The following is a 20,991-nucleotide window of genomic DNA, read 5'->3' as shown; positions in this document are numbered from 1 at the left end:
CATGAGTTTCTCGAACAAGGAACAGGGTCACGCTAAAGAGGCGTTACTGCCCAGAGCGCGGGACATCGACGCGTTGGTACGCGCCGAACATCACGACCCCTTTGCAATTCTCGGTCCTCATGGCGATGGCGCCGAAGGACAATTCATTCGAGCCTATTTGCCTGACGCGTTGAGCGTGCAGGTGTTGGCCAGAGACTCCGGGGAAGAACTCGGCCAGCTGGAAGCCACCCAGACACCGGGGCTGTTTGTCGGGCATTTCGATCGTGCCCAGGCGTACCTGTTGCGCACCCGGTGGGCCGGCGGCGAGCAAATCAGCGAAGACCCCTACAGCTTTGGCCCGCTGCTCGGCGAGATGGATTTGTACCTGTTCGCCGAAGGCAATCACCGTGACTTGAGCAGTTGCCTCGGCGCGCAACTGAAAACGGTCGACGGTGTCGACGGCGTGCGTTTCGCTGTGTGGGCGCCCAACGCCAAACGCGTATCGGTGGTGGGTGATTTCAATAACTGGGACGGTCGCCGTCATCCGATGCGTCTGCGCCATCCGACCGGGGTCTGGGAGCTGTTCATCCCGCGCCTGCGAGCGGGTGAGGCGTACAAATACGAAATCCTCGGCACCCACGGCATTTTGCCGCTCAAGGCTGACCCGATGGCGCTGGCTACCACCTTGCCGCCGGACACCGCCTCCAAAGTCGCCTCACCGCTCAACATTGATTGGCAGGATCATGAGTGGATGCAATCCCGTGGCGAACGTCAGCGACCGACCGCACCGCTGTCGATCTACGAATTGCACGCCGGTTCCTGGCAATGCGAGCTGGACGATCTGGGCGAAGTCGCCCGCCAGTACACCTGGCACGAGTTGGGTGAGCGCCTGATCCCTTATGTGAAGGACTTGGGCTTCACCCACATCGAACTGATGCCGATCATGGAGCACCCGTTCGGCGGCTCGTGGGGTTATCAATTGCTTTCGCAATTTGCCCCGAGCGCCCGTTACGGTTCACCGGATGACTTTGCCGCGTTCGTCAACGCTTGCCACCAGGCGGAAATCGGCGTGATTCTCGATTGGGTGCCGGCGCATTTCCCGACCGATACTCACGGCCTGGCGCAATTCGACGGCACCGCGCTGTACGAATATGGCAACCCGCTGGAAGGTTTTCACCAGGACTGGGACACGCTGATCTACAACCTGGGCCGCACCGAAGTGCACGGTTACATGCTGGCCTCGGGGTTGCACTGGCTCAAGCATTTCCACGTTGATGGCCTGCGCGTCGATGCCGTGGCCTCGATGCTCTACCGCGATTATTCGCGCAAGGCCGGCGAATGGGTGCCGAACCGCCATGGCGGTCGGGAAAACCTCGAAGCCATAGACTTTTTACGTCACCTCAACGACGTGGTGGCGCTGGAGGCACCGGGTGCGCTGGTCATCGCCGAAGAATCCACGGCGTGGCCGGGTGTCAGTCAGAGCACGCAACAGGGCGGCTTGGGTTTTGCCTACAAATGGAACATGGGCTGGATGCACGATTCGCTGCATTACATCCAGCAGGATCCGGTGTACCGCGCCCATCACCACAATGAGCTGAGTTTTGGCCTGGTTTACGCCTGGTCCGAGCGTTTCATCCTGCCGATTTCCCACGATGAAGTGGTTCACGGCAAGCATTCGCTGATCGACAAGATGCCCGGCGACCGCTGGCAGAAGTTTGCCAATTTGCGCGCCTACTTGAGCTTCATGTGGACGCACCCCGGCAAGAAGCTGTTGTTCATGGGCTGCGAATTCGGTCAGTGGCGCGAGTGGAATCACGATCAGCAACTGGACTGGTACTTGCTGCAATACCCCGAGCACCAAGGGGTGCAGAAACTGGTCGGTGACCTCAATCGACTTTACCGCGAAGAACCGGCGCTGCATGAGCAGGATGACGCCCCGCAAGGCTTCCAGTGGCTGATCGGCGACGATGCGATCAACAGCGTTTACGCGTGGCTGCGCTGGAGCAAGGAGGGGCGGCCGGTACTGGTCGTGGCCAACTTCACCCCGGTGCCGCGTGAGGCGTATCGCGTCGGCGTACCGTTTGCCGGGCGCTGGACCGAGGTGCTCAACAGCGATGCGGCGATGTATGCCGGTTCCAACTATGGCAACAGTGGCGGCGCGTTGACCGAAGAAGCACCGAGCCATGGGCAGGCGCTTTCGCTGGTGCTGAATCTGCCACCGCTCGCGGTGTTGATTTTGCGGCCGGAGGGTTGAGCTGATACCGAGTCGCAGCCATCGCGGGCAAGCCACGCTCCCACAGTGGAATGCATTCCAAATGTGGGAGCGTGGCTTGCCCGCGATAGCTTCAGACCTGCCACTACAAGTCTTGAGGTCAGACGCTCACCACCGCATCCGCACCCCCAAACTCCCAATCAATCCATTCAAATCATTGTCATCCACATCACTGCTGTAATCCGCGCTGACGTAAAAACTCACGGTGGGCGTGACTCTGGCCACCAGTCCCAATCCCACTTCGACGGTCGATGATTTGCGGCTGCTGCTGATCTTGTCGACCTGATCGAGGGACACGGTATTGCCGGTGTTCACGGTGTGCCACAAGTTAGTCCGAACGTAGGGTTCGAAGCCCAGGCCATTGATGTCGTAACTGCCTTTCAATCGGGCGCCGACCCGTCCGCTCCAGGACGTCAGCTCGTTCGATGACGCATTGCCCGCGCCGGCATACGGCGTATCCAGCGATATGCGCTGATTAATCAACTGCGCCTGGGGTTCGACCACCCAGTTCTTGCCGAGGCCAATCGGGAAACCGCCTTCCACCGACAACGTCATCGCCGTGCCTTCGGTGGCCTGCCGTGCGCCCTGGTCGTTACGGCTAAAGCCGTTGACCCGGCCACCGCTGGCGGTCAAATCCACATGCCAGCCTTGAGGGCCGGTCAGGCTCCAGTAAGCGCCGAGGCTCTGACCTTGGAGGTTGAGGGTGTCGTGGTCGGGGTTGGCCAAGGCTGGATTGGCCAGCAAGCCGTTGCTGTTACCTTGTAAATGGGTGGTGCCGCCGATCAGCCCGACCCTTTGGGTATGGCCGCTACCGCTCTGCAAGGTGAGGATCGCCGGGCTTTTGAATTCTGTGGTGCCGGGGATCGAAGATCCCAGTGACTGGAAGTCGGTCTGTGCTTGGCGTGACGGTTTTCCGTATACCTGATCCCAGGCTGAGGGCGCTTCGTCTTCGATGGTCAGGTGTGAGCTTGTTGTGTCGGATGCGGCGCCGAGGTGGCCGGCAGCGGGGGCAGTGATGGTGGTGGTTGCCACGGTCAGTACCGAAACATCCTGGCGATACCACGGGGCGATTTCTTCTACCGTCGGTCCCGCCTGGGTCTCCAGGGTCGAACACAGCAGGATGGAGCTTGAAACAGTGCAAAAAGTGACTTTGATCTCATGTTGGGTGAATGACGTTTTCATGGGGGTCTACCTTGCAATCGCATGGGGTCTCTCGCTATGGCGTCTCTCCTACCCCGAATGAGGGGCGACCGAGTGGATTAGGGGCATGCCTTTGGGCGCCCGTATTTGGCGGGTGTCTGGGGGTGTCCCCTGATGTTACTTCGGGGGTAGTAAAGTTTAGCTAAGAGGACCGCTGACAGCGCGTCAAGAAAACGGGCGATAGATGGTAAGGGTATTTCAGGTGTTGAAAGTGACTGATTTACGGCGCGACCTAAGGCCTTGTTTGTTCGACATACGTCAAAAAAATCGCGATCCCGAGCCTTTTGACAAAGTCGCTAGAGGTGCACCTCGACTGTTAACGGCAAATGATCCGACAAGTGTGTCCAGGGTCTATGACTGAGAATTCGCGGTTCATGGCTGCTGGCGTTACGTAGGTATATGCGGTCCAGGCGCAACAATGGAAAGCGTGCCGGGTAGGTTTTCGCCGGGCGCCCGTTATGGCGTTCGAACGCCTCATGCAGATAGTTTCGTTGGGCGAGGGCGGCGTTGCCTTGCAACTGCCAGTCGTTGAAGTCGCCAGCGATGATCACCGGGGCGTCGTCGGGCAGGGATTCGAGCAGTTGGCAGAGCAGCTGCAACTGCAGCTGGCGATGACTTTCGAGCAGGCTCAGGTGCACGCAAATCGCATGGACTTCAGTGTGCCCCGGCACCTCCAGCACACAGTGCAGCAACCCGCGTCGTTCGGGGCCGGTGATCGACACATCAAGGTTACGAAATTCGCGAATCGGGTATTTCGACAACAGCGCATTGCCATGGTGGCCATCGGGGTAGACCGCATTGCGTCCATAAGCGAAATCGTTCCACATGCTGTCGGCGAGAAATTCGTATTGAGAGGTCGGCGGCCAATTGTTGTAACGGGAAGAATTCCGATCATGTTCTCCCACCACTTCCTGGAGGAACACCAGGTCCGCCGCCGTACTGCGCACCGCTTCGCGCAGCTCCGGGAGGATGAAGCGCCGGTTGAAGGCGGTGAAGCCCTTGTGGGTGTTGACCGTCAGCACCCTCAAGCGATGAATCGTCGGGGACAGGTTCAACGCGGCCCGTTGCTCGGAATCGGTGGTCACGTGTGCTCCTCTGAATCTGGACTGCGTATGCATGCGACTGATGCGGCGGCGGGCAGTTCACAGCCACCGCAATTTTGTAGATACCGTCTTGAACCTCACCGGGCAATCGCGTTTTGTCAGGCAGATCCCAGACGCAGCYTCGCGTTGCTCGTCAGCTGCTACGGGGGAGGGTAGWGAGTCAGAGCTGRTTGCGGGGATTTGTAGCAGCTGCCGAGCCTGCGAGGCTGCGTCCGGCCGCGCAGCGGTCGTGAAATCCCAGACGCAGCCTCGCGGGCTCGGCAGCAGCTACAGAGCTGTGCAAGTTAGACGAAGACTATTTCATAGGGCAATCGCATACGGTCCAGGAGCACTCGGGGCAGCAGCGGTGCGATGCCGAGGGTGGGCTCGCCATCGAGCTGGCTGGCGTAGGCATGGGTGGCGTGGCTTTTACGCGCGACGGTCCAGGTATCGAGGCGCACTTTGCGTGCACGGTGCCAGGGCACGAGTCCCTGGTCGCGAACCGGCCAGTGCCAGGCCCAGATTGGCACTTCATGGAACGCCGCACCGACCCCGCTCGCAGCAACGGCGCTGGCACGGCCGACGGCGTCGTGATCGGGCGTGCCGTCTTCGCGCCAGGTGCTGAACACCACATCGCCAGGCCGCAAGTAGCGGGAGATGAATTGGGTCAGTCGTGTCTCCTGCTCGGCCAGGGCGAAGTCAGTGAAGCCACCACGAATCCATTTCAGGCTGTGCATCGGCAAGCCGAGCCGACGCAAGGCCTCGACGCTTTCCTGGCCGCGAAACACGCTCAGGCGCTTCTCCGACCATTGTTGTGAGCCTGGCTGGCTGGCACTGCCATCGGTGACCGAGATCAATTGCAGTGGATGTCCAAGGCTGGAGAGCAGCTGCAGCAAGCCGCCACAGCTGACCACTTCGTCGCCGGGATGCGGCGCGATCACCACGGCGCGGGCGCCGGCGGGGACCAGGGTATGGGTATTGATGACAGGGATGTTGTCCAGTTGCAGCGCACTGTTCCAGATTTGTGCTGATTGGCTGCTGTCGATGAGGGTGAGGGGTTTCATCGGCCTACGTCCTTGTTTTGTTTGATAGCAAAGTGCAGCGTTCCGTGCCTTGGATTGTCGCGAGCAGAGTATTGCTCAAGTATCGCTATTCGTCGCGTGGCGGTTTCATCTGGGGCGGTTTTTTTTAACCAATTCGTACCAAATCCCGTAAATGGTCGCCGAAACCACCGCGTACCCGGCTGTTCAGGCGGGCACGCGGTGCGCACGTGCGCAGCTGAATTTCACTCTTCTTCCTCATGCTGCAATYCGAAGAGCAACAACGAACGGCCGGTCACCGAATATTCGTGATCGAATTCGAAGCGTTCCTGCCCGCGAATCGATGGTTGATTGGTGTCGATCATGCAGGTCCAGTGTCCGCCATCCGGCACTTGCGGCAGCGTGAAGTTGACGATGTCGTGGTGCGCGTTGACCACCAGCAGCAGCGTCGCGTCCGCACCCTTGCGGCGGATCCCGGTTTCCTGGGCGCGGCCGTCGAGCAAGATCCCGAGGCAGCGACCGTGGCCCTCGCCCCATTGTTCCTGGGACATTTCCGTGCCGTCCGGTGCGAGCCAGGTCACGTCCTTGACCCCGATGTCCTCGTTGTAATTGCCCACCACGAAACGCCCGCGACGCAGGATCGGGTAAGTCAGACGCAGCTTGATCAGACGTTTGACGAACTTGAGCAGGGCCTTGCCGTCTTCGCTCAAGTCCCAGTTGACCCAGCCGATCTCGCTGTCCTGGCAATAGGCGTTGTTGTTGCCTTCCTGAGTCCTTGCGAATTCGTCGCCAGCCACCAGCATCGGCGTGCCTTGGGACAGCAGCAGCGTGGCGAAGAAGTTGCGCATTTGCCGCTGGCGCAACTCGTTGATTTCGGGATCGTCGGTCGGGCCTTCTACGCCGTGGTTCCAGGACAGGTTGTTGTTGCTGCCGTCCTGATTATTCTCGTCGTTGGCTTCGTTGTGCTTGTCGTTGTACGACACCAGGTCGTTGAGGGTGAAACCGTCGTGGGCAGTGATGAAATTCAACGAGGCATATGGCCGCCGGCCACGCTGGTTGAACATCTCGCCTGAAGCGGTCATGCGGCTGGCGAAATCGGCGAGTTGGCCGTCGTCACCTTTCCAGAACGCGCGCACGGTGTCGCGGAATTTGTCGTTCCATTCCACCCAGCCCGGCGGGAATTTGCCGACCTGATACCCGCCGGGGCCGCAATCCCACGGTTCGGCAATCATCTTCACCTGACGTAGCACCGGGTCCTGCCGGCAGGCCACGAGGAAGCTGTGACGCTCATCGAAGCCGTCGTGGTAGCGGCCGAGAATGGTCGCCAGGTCGAAGCGAAAACCGTCGACGTGCATTTCCGAAGCCCAATAACGCAAGGAGTCGGTGACCATTTGCAGCACACAAGGGTGGCTCAAATCCAGGGTGTTGCCGGTCCCGGAATCGTTGATGTAGAAACGTTTGTCTTCGGGCATCAAGCGATAGTACGAGGCGTTATCGATGCCGCGCATGGACAAGGTCGGGCCTTGTTCATTGCCCTCTGCGGTGTGGTTGTAAACCACGTCGAGGATCACTTCCAGATTGGCTTCGTGCAGGTGCGCGACCATCTCCTTGAACTCGGCGATCTTGCCGCTGGCCAGGTAGCGCGGGTCCGGGGCGAAGAAGGCGATGCTGTTGTAGCCCCAATAGTTGGTCATGCCTTTGTGCAGCAAGTGTTGATCGTTGACGAACGCGTGGATCGGCAACAATTCAACCGACGACACCCCGAGTTTGCGGATGTGGTCCAGCATGTCATCGACCATCAGCCCGGCGAACGTACCGCGCACATTTTCGGGAACGGAAGGGTGACGCATGCTGATGCCGCGCACGTGGGTTTCGTAGATGATCGTTTTGTCCCACGGCACGCTGACGCGATGATCGTGGCCCCAGGTGTGCGCCGGGTCGATGACTTTGCATTTGGGCACGAAGGGTGCGCTGTCGCGCTCATCGAAACTGAGGTCGGCGTCGGGGTGGCCGATGGTGTAGCCGAACAGCGCTTCGGACCATTTCAACTCGCCGACCAGTTGTTTGGCGTAAGGGTCGATCAACAGTTTGTTGTGGTTGAAGCGATGACCTTTGGCCGGGTCGTACGGGCCGTAGACGCGATAGCCATAAATCAGTCCCGGATGGGCATCGGGCAAGTAGCCGTGGTAGATCTCGTCGGTGTATTCGGGCAGCTCGATACGTTCCAGTTCCACCCCACCCGAGTCATCGAAGATGCACAGTTCGACCTTGGTGGCGTTGGCGGAAAACAAGGCGAAATTGACCCCCAGGCCATCCCAGGTTGCGCCCAGCGGGAAGGGCAAGCCTTCACGGATTCGCGACGCCTCGGCGTGAGGTTCTGGCGCGGCTTTCTTTGGCGTGGTCATAGGTGCTCCTGCAAGTGGGGATCAGAGTTTTTCCAGGGCGAACGAGCCCCAATGGCGAGCGAGCTCGCCACGTAATTGATCAATACATACCGTTTAGACGTCAGGTGATCGGTGGTTTTTTCGCCGCGCGAGGTTTCTTCTCGACGGCTTTTTCCCCCGGCGGAATCACTTTCGACGCCGCAGCAGGTTTGGCCTTGGCTTTGGCCTTGGGTTTGGCTTCGCTGGCATTCACGTCCAGTGCGCCATTGGCCTTGCCGGCCGCAGGTTTCGCGGCGGCCTTCGGTGATTTTTTCGGTGCCAGGGCTTCCGCTTCGGCCAGCTTGCGGGCCATCTCCCAGTGTCGAGCTTCCTGGCCCTCCGGTTTGCCCTCGGATTCCCAGATCTGATAGGCAAATTCGCGAACGCGTTTATCGTCGGTACTCATCGCAATGCTCCTGAACTGAACTCAAGCTTGGGTAAAGAGTTGGATAAAGAGATTGACCGGGACAACCCCCAGCGCAGCGCTGATGTTCAGCTCCCTGTGTTGTGTGACTGCGACGCTGGAAAAAAGTCCCTTCAGATTTTCGCCAGAGGCGGCGAATGGTAATTTGATCCGTGTGTTGCCCCACTGCAGCGCATCTATCCTTGGTTCGGCACTGTTTCTTAGCAGATCGGCGCAGCGTATCGGCACGATCACGATGGCGCGTTTGCCTTCCAGCGAACGAGCAAATGCCAGCACCCGATGGGCCTGGCTGCCGACCACTTCAAGGGCTTGATAAGCCCCTCGCGAAAACAGTTCGGTATGCTCGGCCCGCAGGTTCAGCACCTCGGCGATCAGCGTCTGCTTGATGCGCCCGTCACGCCAGTTCGCCAACAGTTTGTGCACGTCCGGTATGGCTTGAATAGCCCGTTGACGGCTGGCGTAATCCACCGGCCGGCGGTTGTCCGGATCCACCAGGCTGAAGTCCCAGAAGTCGTCGCCTTGATAGAGGTCCGGCACCCCCGGCACGGTCATTCTCAGCAAGGTTTGCGCCAATCCATTGAGGGCGCCGGGTGCGGCGAATGCCTGCACCGCTTGGCCGAGGGCCGCGCGCAACGGCTCACCTTCGGGGGCCAAAAACAGGCGCTCGATAAACACCTGCATGGTGTGTTCATAGGGCTCGTTTGGCGCGCTCCAGCTGCTTTGCAGCTTGGCTTCACGCAGGGCTTTTTGTTGCCACTGCCAGAGGCGTTTGGCGTAGTCCTCCAGCGCCGGCTGATCATCGCTGCGCAGGTTCAGCGGCCAACTGCCAAGGATCGCCTGGTACAGGATCAACTCGTCGCCCGCCGTCGGCATGAGGTCGTCGTCACGCAGCGGTCGGGCAAGGGTCCTCCAGAGCGGAATCTGGTCGGCGTACCAGACGCTGCGTTCGCTCAGAACGGCCAAGCGTGCACGGGTGTCTTCGCCGCGTTTATGGTCGTGGGTGGCGGTCGCCAGCAGGTTGCCCGGGAATTCGGCCAGGCGATTGGCGCAGGCGGCATGAAAGTCCGACACCGGAGCGCTGAACTGTTCGGTGCTGAACCCGACGTCATTGCGCGACAGCAGCACCGCCGAGCGATAGAACGCGGTGTCTTCGACCGCTTTGGCGGCCGCCGGCGAGGTCAGTTGCTGAAAGCGCACGCAGGCGTGCTTGAGAATCTTGCGCTGGCGACCCACCGGGCGTTTGCGCCAGGGTTCGCCGCCGAGCCAGCCGGCCAGGCAATCGAGCACTGGCCAATCGGCTTCGCTCAGGGTTTGCCGCRCACCGTCCATGGCCTGCTGGAAAAACACATCGTCTTCATTCGAGCGGCCACGAGGGCTGATGTACGTGCGGTAAACGGGGAAGTGCACGATCAATTCCTGCAGCGCCCGGCGGATCGCACCGAGGGTCAGGTCGCGCGTCATCAAGTCGTCCCGGGCCACTTGCAGCAAGGCCTGGGCAACGCTTTCGAAATCGCCGGCCAACGAGCCGTTGAGGATTTGCTGACGTGCCAATTGCGCTTCTTGGCGGAAGTCGGCAGGTCGTTCGCTGAAGCGCTGCCAGAGTTCACCCAAGGTCTGGGCGCCTTGCGGGTCGTGTTGCAGCAGTGACACCTGGTTCATGAATTCATAACCGGTGGTACCGTCCACCGACCAGTCGCGGTGCAGGGTTTCGCCTTCGCCGAGGATCTTCTCGACGTAGATCGGCAGGTGCCGGTCCGGTGACAGGCTATCGACCCGGCGTCGAAGTTTGCGGCAGTAGCCACGGGGATCGGCGAGGCCGTCGATGTGGTCGATGCGCAAACCGTCCACCAGCCCTTGCGCCACCAGTTCGAAGATTTTCGCGTGGGTGGCTTCGAACACGGCCGGCCGCTCGACGCGCAGGCCGCCCAATTCATTGACATCGAAAAAACGCCGCCAGTTGATGTCATCCGCCGCCGTGCGCCAACTCGCCAGCCGATAACTCTGGCGCTCCAGCAGGGCGTGCAAACGCTGGAAACCATCGGGGGTGAGTGAGTCGTAAGCGCCGAGGTGTTGCTCGATGGACTGGAGCAGTGTCGGATCGCTGGCCAATTCGTGCAGTTCGGCTTTCAGCGGCACCGCCAGACTGTGCGCGTCGGTCTGATAACTCAAGGTGGTGAAACGCTCCGCCAGCGACTTCAGCGGCTCGACATCCGTGGGCAGCAATTCGCCAAAATGCATCGGGCAGATCGGGAAACGGTGATCGTAATGCTGCACGTAAAAGCTGCCGCCCTGTGCATCGAAGCGCAAGGGCAGGGTGCCGTCCTGCAAGGCGATGCCATAGTCGCTCCCCAGGAATGGCAGCAATAACTGACCTTCCATCAACGGGTCCGGCGAGTGCCATTGAATGTCGAAGAACTCGCCGAACGGGCTCAGACGCCCCCATTCCAGCAAGTCCAGCCACCACGGGTTATCAGCGCCACCAACGGCCATGTGATTGGACACGATGTCGAGGATCAACCCAATCCGCTGTTCGCGCAGGGCATTGACCAAACGACGCAGCGCGGCTTCGCCACCCAGCTCGGGGTTGACGGTGGTCGGGTCCACCACGTCGTAGCCATGCATGGAGCCGGCGCGGGCGGCCAGCAGCGGCGAGGCGTAGACGTGGCTGATGCCCAGGCGGGCGAAATACGGCACCAGTGGCACCGCTTGATCCAGGGTGAAGCCTTTATGAAATTGCAGCCGCAGGGTCGCCCGCGGCGGTTGGATAAACGCCGCCGTCATTGGTCACGCTCGCCCGCCTGAAGCCGCGCGCAGGCGAGCAGTTCCAGGCGCCGGGCCGCATCCGGATCATCGAGCAGGGCTTCGCTGTCGCCGCGCAGGCGCCGTGACCAGTTAGGGTGGGCGTCGATGGTGCCGGGCAGGTTGGCCTGCTGTTCGATGCCCAAGGCATCTTCCAGGGGCAACAACACCAAGGGCGCGCGGGTATGCCCGAGGAACCGCACGCTGGCGTCGAGCACTTGATCGGTTTCGTGGGACTCCTCGCGAAAGTTCTGCGGGTCTTCGCTCAACGCCCGACGCAGGCCTTCACGTTCGCGCTCGCGGTGTTGGCGCCATTCGATTTCACCGCTGGCGTCTGTCAGGCCCAAGCGGGCGTGCCAGTCGATGTCGCGGCCATGCCACCAGCCATTGAGCGTCGGCAAGTCATGGGTGCTGGTGGTCGCCAGCGCGTTATCCGGCCAGTCGAGGATGGGCTTGAAGTGGGCGTTATCCTGTTCAAACAGCAACACGCGCATGCCGAGGATCGAGCGGGCGATGAGTTTTTCCCGCAGCCCGTCAGGCACGGTGCCGAGGTCTTCGCCCAGTACAATGGCTTGATGTCGATGGGATTCGAGCGTCAGCAAACGCAGCAAATCGTCGACCGGGTAGTAAAGGTAGGCACCATCCCGCGCAGACGCGCCATTGGGGATCACCCACAGCCGTTGCAGGCCCATGATGTGGTCGATCCGCAGGCCGCCGGCGTGGGCGAAATTGGCGCGCAGCATTTCGATAAATGCGCGAAAGCCGTTGCGTACCAGACCTTCGGGGGAAAATGCGGAAATGCCCCAGCCTTGACCAGAGCGGTTGAGAATGTCCGGCGGCGCACCCACCGTCAGCGAAGCGAGCAATTCGTCCTGGCGGCTCCAGGCCTGACTGCCGCCGCCATCAGCACCGACGGCGAGGTCGGCGATCAGCCCAATGCTCATGCCGGCACTGCGCGCGGCGGTTTGCGCGCGCTCAAGACAGCGGGTGATCAGCCACTGGCAGAAGGCGAAGAAGCCGATACGTGCGGCGTTCTCTTCCGCGAACTCGGCAAGGGCGACGCTGCGCGGGTCGCGCCACTGCTCGGGCCACTCGCGCCAGTCGAGGCTTTCGCCCCGTGCGGCGCAGGTTTCTTGAAGGACTTCGAAGCGGCAGTGATTTTCCAGCGCTTCGCCCGAGGCATGACGGAAACTGCTGAAGTCTTCATGCAAGGGGTGTTCGCCGTTAATAAAGCCCTCGTACAACGCCTGCAAAATTCGGTGTTTGGCTCGCGCGGCCACGGGCCAGTCAATCAACGGCCGTTCCTCAAGCTGTTGCAGTTCGCCAGCAAGTCCCGTGGCGTCAATCGCCGCGCGCAGCGCTCGCTCACCCAGGATGGCCCCGGGCGCGGCGTACAGGCTGTTGAGAAACAAACGGCTGGAAGGCGAGTAAGGGCTGTAGCGCTGCGTATCGCTGCCAAACATCGCGTGCAACGGACTAATCGCCAGCGCTTCGGCGCCGCGTTCACCGGCCACCCGGGCGAGGTCTTCCAGTGCCTGGGTATCGCCRAAACCGCCATCGCCGGCACGCCGCAGTGAGTACAGCTGGACGCTCAGGCCCCACGCACGCGGGATCGGATTGTCRACGGCGTCGCCGACGCTATAGCAGCGTTCAGGTGCCACGGCGAGGGTGAACGATTGCCCGTCGATGCTGACGTGCTGGTAGCCGACCGGAATCAGTCCCGGCAGCACCGCCTGAGCATCGAGCTTCAGGTAGATCCGCGAGCCGTCCTCGAGATGAATGTCGCAGGGCGTCTCGGGATCAAAGTAACGCGCCAGATCAAGACCGGCACCGACGTCGACCGTCATCAGCGGAGGCAGTCGGTGGGTTTGCTGGACGGCTTGCAGTTCCAGCAGGCTCGCATCGATTTCCTGGGCGCTGCCGGCCGGATGACCGAGGCCCGTGAGCACGGCGCGCAACACCGACGGGCCGACTTTCTGCGGGCGACCATTGGCGTCGATCCAATCGACAGCCAGGCCTGCGCGGCTGGCGAGTATTTCAAGTTGCGCGTCGCTCATGGGCGCTCTCCATGCGGGGGTAGCAAAGGGGCTGCGGCGGTGAGGCTGACTAGCGCGCAATACGGGGCAAGTTTGCCCTGGCGCAACAGGTCGGCTGAGTGGGGAGGGTGTTCGAACAGCAAGCGTGTGTCGGCCTCAGGGGTGTGGACCACCGGCATGTCGCTGAGGTTCAGGTCAATGCGCAGCTCACTGCCGTCGCCCAGCCGCCAGCGTGCGCTCACCGCACCGTGCCCGAGTACGTCCGCGCCCAGTGCCTGGGTGCCGGACAGATGCGGGATGAGGTGCTCGTGGCGCAGTTGCAACAGGCGGCGATACAAATCATGAATGGCCGGCAGAGCGCTGGCGCTCGGTATCGGCTTCGACGCTTCGAAGGTCTGGGGCGCATTCGGGTCGGGAATCTGTTTGCGCTTGTGCGGATCGGCAAAGGCGCTGAACGCCGCGAACTCGTTGCGTCGACCTTCGCGCACCAGATCGGCGAGCTCACCGTGGTGGCTGGTGAAAAACAGAAACGGTGCCTGCGCGGCGAATTCGTCTCCCATGAACATCAGCGGGATCATCGGCGATAACAGCAGCAGTGCAGTGGCCGCATAGAGTGCATCAGGGTGGGTCAGTTGATGCAGGCGTTCGCCTAACGCGCGGTTGCCGATCTGGTCGTGGTTTTGCAGAAACAGCACGAAGGCAGTCGGCGGCAAGTGACCACTGGGTTCACCTCGTGGCGTGCCGTGACGGTTGGGGTGGCCCTGAAAGACAAAACCCTGGCTCAGGCAGCGAGCGAGTTGTTCGGTGGGCTGTTCGGCATAATCGGCGTAGTAAGCGTCGGTTTCACCGGTCAGCAACACATGAAGCGCGTTGTGACCGTCATCGTTCCACTGTGCATCGARGCCCTGTTCCAGCAGGCTGGCTTCATTGTGTTCGTTTTCCACCATCAGCCACACATGGCTTGTGGGCTCGGTTTGCTGTCGAACACGTTGGGCCAGTTCTTCCAGGAAGTCCGGGCTTTCAATAGCGTGCACTGCGTCCAGGCGCAAACCGTCAAAGCGATACTCCAATAACCACATCAACGCGTTGTCGATGAAAAAGTCCCGCACCTCACGCTGCCGGAAGTCGATGGCAGCCCCCCACGGGGTGTGTTTGTCTTCGCGGAAAAAGCCCTTGGCGTAGTGGTGCAGGTAATTGCCATCCGGGCCGAAGTGGTTGTAAACCACGTCGAGAATCACCGCCAGGCCGAGGCCATGGGCGGTGTCGATCAGGTGTTTGAGTTGCTCAGGCGAGCCATAGGATGCCTGGGGCGCGTAAGGCAGGACGCCGTCGTATCCCCAATTGCGCTCACCGGGAAATTGCGCCAACGGCATCAGCTCAATCGCGGTGATGCCGAGTTCGACGAGGCGCGACAGGTGTTGCTCGACGGCGCTGAAACCGCCGAGCGCACCGACGTGCAGCTCATAGATGATCGCCTCGTTCCATGGCCGACCGTGCCAGGTGTGGTGTTGCCATTGATAGGCCAGCGGATCGACCACCACACTGTGGCCGCCGATATCGCCGGCTTGCGCGCGGGAGGCCGGGTCCGGCACCTCCAGCTCGCCATCGATGTTGTATCGGTAACGGGTCCCCGCAGGGCAGCGGGTCTTGATCACGAACCAGCCGTCGGCCTGAGGCAACAGCGGCAAGGATTGTCCATTTTCCAGTTCGACACTGACGTAAAACGCATCAGGCGCCCACAAGGCAAAACGCGTGTGCTCTGCGTCCAGCATGATTGCGCCGTGGGGCCAGGTCTCAAGGGTCCGTAACGGCATCGTTGAAAACCTCTTACTGTCGGCCTGATTTACCCAAAGCCTTAGCCACAAGCTGTTCGTAGAGTTCGGCGTAGGGTTCCACAGCCTTGCACCAGTTGAAAGGCGCGGCCATGGCCCGGCACCGCATGGCATGGAGCAGGTCGGGGAAGGCGAACACCTTGAATGCGCGGCTCAGGGCTTCCTGGTAACTTTCGACGGAAGATTCATCGAAGAGGAAACCGGTCACGCCGTTTTCAATGGTGTCGGCCAGGCCGCCGGTATTGCGCGCCACCGGCAGTGAACCGAAGCGTTGGGCGTACATCTGGCTCAGGCCGCAGGGTTCATAACGCGACGGCATCAGCAGGAAATCGCTGCCGGCAAACATGCGTCGGGCGTCGGTTTCATTGAAGCCGATGCGCACGCCGATCTGCCCTGGAAAACGCAGGGCCAGTTCACGCATGGCTTGTTCTTCTTCCGGCTCGCCACGGCCAATGATTGCAATCTGGCCGCCGGATTTGACGATGTATTCGGAAACCGCTTCGGTCAGGTCCAGGCCTTTCTGATAGACCAGGCGCGACACCACGGCAAACAGCGGACCTTCGGAATCTGCAAGGCCGAACAGTTCGCGCACATGTGCGGCATTGACCGCTTTGCCGTCCCAGTCACCGATGCTGAAGGGGCGGAACAGGTGCGAATCCGTGGCCGCGTCCCAGCTTTCATCGATGCCGTTGGGAATGCCGCTGAGCAGGCCTTGCTGGGTCTTGGCGGCGAGAAAACCGTCGAGGCCACAGCCGAAGGCCGGCGTGGTGATTTCCTGGGCATAGGTGGCGCTGACGGTGGTGATGTGGCTCGAATAGGCCATGCCGGCCTTGAGAAACGACATCTTGCCGTAGAACTCCATGCCTTCCTGTTGCAGGGCGTGCGCGGGAATCCCCAGTTCGGGGCACGAGCCGAGGCTGGTCACGCCCTGGTAAGCCAGGTTATGGATGGTAAACAGGGTAGGGGTGCGCTGCCCACGCCAGTGCATGTAGGCAGGCGCCAGGCCCGCTGGCCAGTCATGGGCGTGCACCAGATCCGGGCACCAGTGAATTTGTGCGAGATTGGCGGCGATATCTGCGGCGGCGAGGCCCAGGCGGGCGAAGCGGATGTGGTTATCTGGCCAGTCGCGGCCATTGTTGGCACCGTAAGGCGAGCCTTCGCGCTCGTAGAGCTCAGGGCAGATCAACACATAAATGACCAGACCGTCCGGCATGTCCATGCGCCCGATCTTGCAGGGCGGCAGTGCGGCGTGCCCACCCAGTTCACCAATGATGTGGATCGGGTTTTCGCTGTGCAGCACTTGCGGGTAGCCGGGGATGAGGACCCGCACATCGTGCAGGTGCGACATGGCGCGTGGCAGTGCGGCGGAAACGTCGCCCAGACCGCCGGTTTTCACCAGATCGGCAATCTCGGAGGTGACAAACAGCACTTTCTTTCTATTCGGATTCTGACTGGCAGTTGGTGTCAGCGTCTTGGTGCCAGGGACGCTGATCGATTGCGCACTCGGCGCATTGACGACGCTCGATTCGCCGACCTGCTGATGAGCACGCTCTCCCTGAATATCTAAAGCCGCACTTATCATATGAATCTCCCGTGGTGTTGATCTAATGCTTAGGTCCGGCACAAACGGTGTGGCCAAATCCTGTGGCCGGGCGCAAACGCGCACGCATCGGTAGCAAATGCTGCCCAATGCGGTGAAGCGGATGGGTGGAGGGGCCATTGCAAGGAATGCACCAGTCGCGTTGACCCTACCTTTAACCTGACCCACGGTCAGGACTGAAAGTTTCGAGTTTTTTACAGTCAGATGACCGTCCGGTTTGACCTCGAGAAAATGAGTCTAGGCCAGATCCTAGAGCGGGGCGGGTCATCTGGTGCAATTGTTCGACAATCAGTTTTCAGAGGGTAAAAGAACCACGTGACGAAGGGGTGACTGCACCGACGAAGTGCAGGTTTATTTTCCGAGGCGGGTCAAAACCGGACTGGGTAGTCACGGAAATGGGCGGGCGAGGAGAGTGGTCGCACTGTTGTGGTGCGTTGATTCAGGGTTTTTTGTTGATTGGGTGACCTATTCGCGAGCAGGCTCGCCCTCATGTGGATCGCGTGCACCCGTCAGGCGCGAGCCTGCTCATGAAGAACAATAACCCTCCGTTCAAGACCTGACCCTCCGTCGGTACTGTCAGATCTGACAGTAGCCAGCCCACTGCCAATCGGTGTGTGATTGCTCCAACCGTTGCGCCGAAACCAGGCCAGCCCCGACCGACGCAGGAGCGTTTTCATGACCGCCGAATCCAGCCAGCCAGCCGTTGCCACTTCGTCCGACAACACGGTATTCGATCTTGATCGACCCCGAGTGTTGGGTGCTACCCAGCCGGTCGTTGACGCTGACGTCGGCGTTTCGTTGGTAATTTATGACCTGGTCATCGATGGCAAGGGGGCGACGGCCGAGGTGGATCCGCCATTGGCGGGGACTGTGGATCGCGGCGACGTGAATGAGCTGTGGCTGGTGGGGGACGACGCGCTCCTGGACAGCCAAATCATTATCGATGTGAACGCCATAACGATCCTGCGCATCCCCAAGGGTCGTCTGCACGCGGATCGGGTCAATGTGCTTTTTTACACCATTAGGCGAGGCAGTCAGAACATCGGCACCTCCAACCCGCTGACCTTGCTGTACAACAAGATCCGCCCCGGTCTCAAAGATACCAAACCGGAGGTCGACGGCCATTCTGAGTTGGCATTGTTGCTGCCCGACGCGATCAAGAACGGCGTCGGGCCTGATTTTGTCAGCGCGCAGGTGTGCGTGTCCTACCCGTATTGCCGGGCCTACGACACGATCACGTTGAAATGCAACGGCGAAATCATGTCGCACATGGTGGGCCAGAACGAGGCACCGCAGCCGCCGAATCCGGGTTCGCCGAACCCGATAACCGTGTGTTTTACCGTCACCCGCGCCTACCTGGAAAGCGCCGTACGACCGGGCGGCAAGCTCGACTTTTCCTACACGGTCACCGACCAACTGGGCAATACGCCGGACACCGACGCAGTCTGGTCAGCCTCGCAAACTGTGGATGAAGACCTGGCCGGCACGCGCTTGCCAGCGCCCATCCTGCGGGAAATCCAGAACGATCCGACAGACGATCCGGGCATCATTGACCTGGAAAAGCTGGGCAATAACCCGCTACTGCTGATCGTATTGACCAGCGACCCACGCTTCTCTTCCGGTGACACCCTCAGTGCGACCTACACCGCAAAAATCACCGGCCAGCCAGATGTGGTGGTGACGGTAACCGGCGAGGTCGAAACCGATGAGTTCGGGCAGAAGAAACCTTGCGTGCTGCAAGTGGCCAACGACAAAGTCATTGCCGGCAGCGTGGTGACAGTGACCTATCRGTTGCTTAAAGGTGATACGCCGGCCGGCACTTCCAAAGTGGCCACGGCGCGGGTGGTGGGTGAAGGTTCGATTGAATTGAATCCACCGACCTTGCCATCCACCCCCAACCCCTTTGATCCCTTGAACTACACCCAAGGCGTGAGCGTGCGTGTCGACTATGCCGGGGCCGTGCCCGGTCACAAGGCGCGACTGTATCTGGTCAATCCATTGCCGGATTCGCCCGCGTTTGTCGATCAACCGCTGGATCAGAAATTTGCCCTTTTCACCCTCGATGCGGCGTTCCTCGGGTTGTGGCACGGCAAGGTGCCGCAGTTGGCCTGGAAGTTGATTCAGGGCGGACAGGAGGTTGCCGAATCGGCGCCATTGGTGGTGACGGTAAACCGGATTGCAAATGACGACCCGCGGTTGAGCAAGCCGATGATTGATGGTGCGGCAGGGGACGGCGTGCTGGACGTGGCGCAGATGCAGGACTCGGCTCAATTGAGGGTGACTGCATGGTTGCTTCAAGTGTCGCTGCACTGTATCTGGTTGCGTTATGACGGCGTCGACAAAGCGGGCAATCCCACCGAGATGGTGGTATGGACGGGGGCGGCGCATGGATCCACATCGGGGGTGACCACGGCCGCAGCCATTGCGTGGTTGCGAACGCTCAAGGACGGTTCGAAGGTGACTATTACCTTTGGCGTGAACTTCAACAAGAAGGCGGACGCCGCGACGATGGTCAGGTTTCCGGTGCAGGTTTATACCATTCAGGCGGTCGAGTTGGTGATCCCGGTGATTGACACGGTGACGGACACCAATGACAAAGAAATTCCCGAGGCTGGAATCACGACCAGCACCACCTTGAAACTGGTTGGCAGGGCGAGCAAAGGTAAAGAGGTCGAGATCTATGACGGCAGCGGTGCAAGCGCGGTGTCCAAAGGGAAAGCGCCTGCCGATGCAACGACAGGCCTTTGGCGGCTCACCATCACAGTAACGACGGGGGGACGTCGTTTGTACGCCAAATCGCTTTATCACAGCGGCGATATCTATTCGAACGTGTGCACTTTGACCGTCGTGGTGGCGGTCGCTCCAACGATTGATTCGGTGAAAGGTAACGACGTCGAAGTACCTAACAACACAGATACCAAAAGCACCAGCGTCAGTCTGCAGGGCAAAGTAACGTCCGGCCATCAGGTGCAAATTTACGATGGCACCACCCCCAAACATACAGTGTCCGCTGACGGGACTACCTGGACGACAACGCTTGCCGTAGCTTTGGGCAGCCACTCGATCACGGCAAAAGCACTTAGCACCGGAGAGGTTTCGAATACTCGCAGTTTCAGGGTCATTTCGCCGGTCCCGCCGCTGACGATCGACACTTCTAACCTCATTCTAAACGGGCAGTTCACATCTCTTCAGGGGCGATTAGGGGATGTTCGGCGAACCATTTACCCTCCAAACACTACAGCACAAAGGCAGGCCTCGGGAGGCGTCCTTCCCGTAACTTATAGTTCCGCGAACCCGTCTATTGCCTCGGTCAACAGCGTCAATGGCACCGTGATAAGTGAGGCAAATGGAACCACTCGCATCACTGTTACCGACTCATCCTCCCCCCCACAGACCTTGGGATATACGGTGACCGTTTCGAACGGGTACCTGGCAATAGTTGGCCCAATAATAACTAATTGGACCCAACTTGCACCATGGATTGCCTCGATAGGTGGTATCCCAATCGACCCCAACAATTATTCAAGTCATCCCGTGAGTTCATTTTCACGAGAGTATCGTTCGTTCGGCAGTAGTTGGGGTGTTGTCTATTCAAGAGGTAGTGGAGAAAAAAATACTTTATACGTCAATTTTTACTGGAAGAATGAAGGGTCGAGCATCGATTGGCAGGGTGATGTTACGCATGGTCAATTCCCAGTGGCATTCAGGAGAATGTAGGAAAAAGAGGACGCCCATTAGAAGTCCTGAGCAATAACAATAAACAACGATGTTTAAAAGACACCTCCAGACACTCACTCAGGCTACACATCCTTGCGCTGTTACCTACGACTGCGCCAGAATCCGCCGGCTTGTGCGCCTGAGGGCCGGACTCTATTGTTTCCCGGTCGCTGACAAATCAGCGATCGGGTTTAGCGACCCGAACCTTTGTAGGCGCAACAGCGCTCCCAACTCTCTTGCAGACTGCTCATGTTTGCGATTGTTGTCATGGCGGCTGTGCGCGGGAGATCTCCGGATCTGCCGGGCGCCTACACCCGGTTCGCTAACCTGCGTGCAGCCGCCACCCTCATTTGTTTAGCGACAAATTTTGGTGGCTCCATTTTTTGTAGGAGTTTCACCATGTTCAAGATCACACCCAACCCGCCAGATATCGACGACGTTTCCCCCTACGAATCCACCGATTCCAAAAAACTCAACGACGCCGCCGACCGCGCCCTCGACTACTACCTCAAACCGGTCATTCCCAAAGACACCCCACGCAAACCCAGCACGATCTACTTCGTCGGGCCCGACACCGATAACGAAAC

11 protein-coding genes and 1 pseudogene are annotated in these 20,991 nt (G+C 60.1%); 3 read left to right on the top strand and 9 right to left on the bottom strand.

Annotated elements, in window-relative coordinates:
* Position 1 precedes the first annotated feature (1 nt).
* Positions 2-2,233 carry a 1,4-alpha-glucan branching protein GlgB gene (glgB, locus tag AC1DSG_RS02095; RefSeq protein ID WP_477789365.1) on the top strand — a complete coding sequence of 744 codons (2,232 nt, stop codon included), beginning with the start codon at positions 2-4 and terminating at the stop codon, positions 2,231-2,233.
* 126 nt (positions 2,234-2,359) lie between these two features.
* Here glgB and AC1DSG_RS02090 read toward each other — a convergent pair whose 3' ends face one another.
* From AC1DSG_RS02090 to glgA, 9 genes are all read right to left on the bottom strand, one after another.
* On the bottom strand, positions 2,360-3,433 hold the full coding sequence (locus tag AC1DSG_RS02090) for an autotransporter domain-containing protein (protein ID WP_477789364.1): 1,074 nt from the start codon (positions 3,431-3,433) through the stop codon (positions 2,360-2,362).
* A gap of 314 nt (positions 3,434-3,747) precedes the next feature.
* Positions 3,748-4,536 (bottom strand): endonuclease/exonuclease/phosphatase family protein, encoded by a 789-nt coding sequence (locus AC1DSG_RS02085; protein ID WP_477789363.1) that lies wholly within the window; start codon positions 4,534-4,536, stop codon positions 3,748-3,750.
* A 302-nt stretch (positions 4,537-4,838) separates the two neighbouring features.
* A complete protein-coding gene (locus AC1DSG_RS02080) occupies positions 4,839-5,597 on the bottom strand; it encodes a PIG-L deacetylase family protein (RefSeq protein WP_477789362.1) in 759 nt (252 codons plus the stop codon).
* Between the two features lie 221 nt (positions 5,598-5,818).
* On the bottom strand, positions 5,819-7,978 hold the full coding sequence (glgX, locus tag AC1DSG_RS02075) for a glycogen debranching protein GlgX (protein WP_477789361.1): 2,160 nt from the start codon (positions 7,976-7,978) through the stop codon (positions 5,819-5,821).
* Between the two features lie 100 nt (positions 7,979-8,078).
* Complete coding sequence (locus AC1DSG_RS02070) at positions 8,079-8,402, bottom strand: DUF2934 domain-containing protein (RefSeq protein ID WP_477789360.1); 324 nt, start codon at positions 8,400-8,402, stop codon at positions 8,079-8,081.
* A gap of 21 nt (positions 8,403-8,423) precedes the next feature.
* Positions 8,424-11,201, bottom strand: a complete 2,778-nt coding sequence (locus AC1DSG_RS02065; protein ID WP_477789359.1) for a malto-oligosyltrehalose synthase — start codon at positions 11,199-11,201, stop codon at positions 8,424-8,426.
* On the bottom strand, positions 11,198-13,276 hold the full coding sequence (gene malQ / locus AC1DSG_RS02060) for a 4-alpha-glucanotransferase (protein WP_477789358.1): 2,079 nt from the start codon (positions 13,274-13,276) through the stop codon (positions 11,198-11,200). The genes AC1DSG_RS02065 and malQ overlap by 4 nt, the downstream gene beginning before the upstream one ends.
* The gene (treZ, locus tag AC1DSG_RS02055) at positions 13,273-15,069 is read right to left on the bottom strand and encodes a malto-oligosyltrehalose trehalohydrolase (RefSeq protein WP_477789357.1); all 1,797 of its coding nucleotides are present in this window, start codon (positions 15,067-15,069) and stop codon (positions 13,273-13,275) included. The genes malQ and treZ overlap by 4 nt, the downstream gene beginning before the upstream one ends.
* A 13-nt stretch (positions 15,070-15,082) precedes the next feature.
* Positions 15,083-16,669 carry a glycogen synthase GlgA gene (glgA, locus tag AC1DSG_RS02050; protein WP_477789356.1) on the bottom strand — a complete coding sequence of 529 codons (1,587 nt, stop codon included), beginning with the start codon at positions 16,667-16,669 and terminating at the stop codon, positions 15,083-15,085.
* Positions 16,670-17,362: 693 nt separating this feature from the next.
* Here glgA and AC1DSG_RS02045 point away from each other — a divergent pair.
* Together AC1DSG_RS02045 and AC1DSG_RS02040 are read left to right on the top strand one after the other, a co-directional pair.
* Entirely contained in the window at positions 17,363-20,404 is a 3,042-nt protein-coding gene (locus AC1DSG_RS02045; RefSeq protein WP_477789355.1) for a hypothetical protein, read from the top strand.
* A 399-nt stretch (positions 20,405-20,803) separates the two neighbouring features.
* Positions 20,804-20,991: pseudogene (locus tag AC1DSG_RS02040) on the top strand (DUF6124 family protein); the annotation flags it as partial.

The sequence above is a fragment of the Pseudomonas sp. P5_A12 genome, from assembly GCF_056400685.1.
This window is presented reverse-complemented; position numbering and strand designations above follow the sequence as displayed.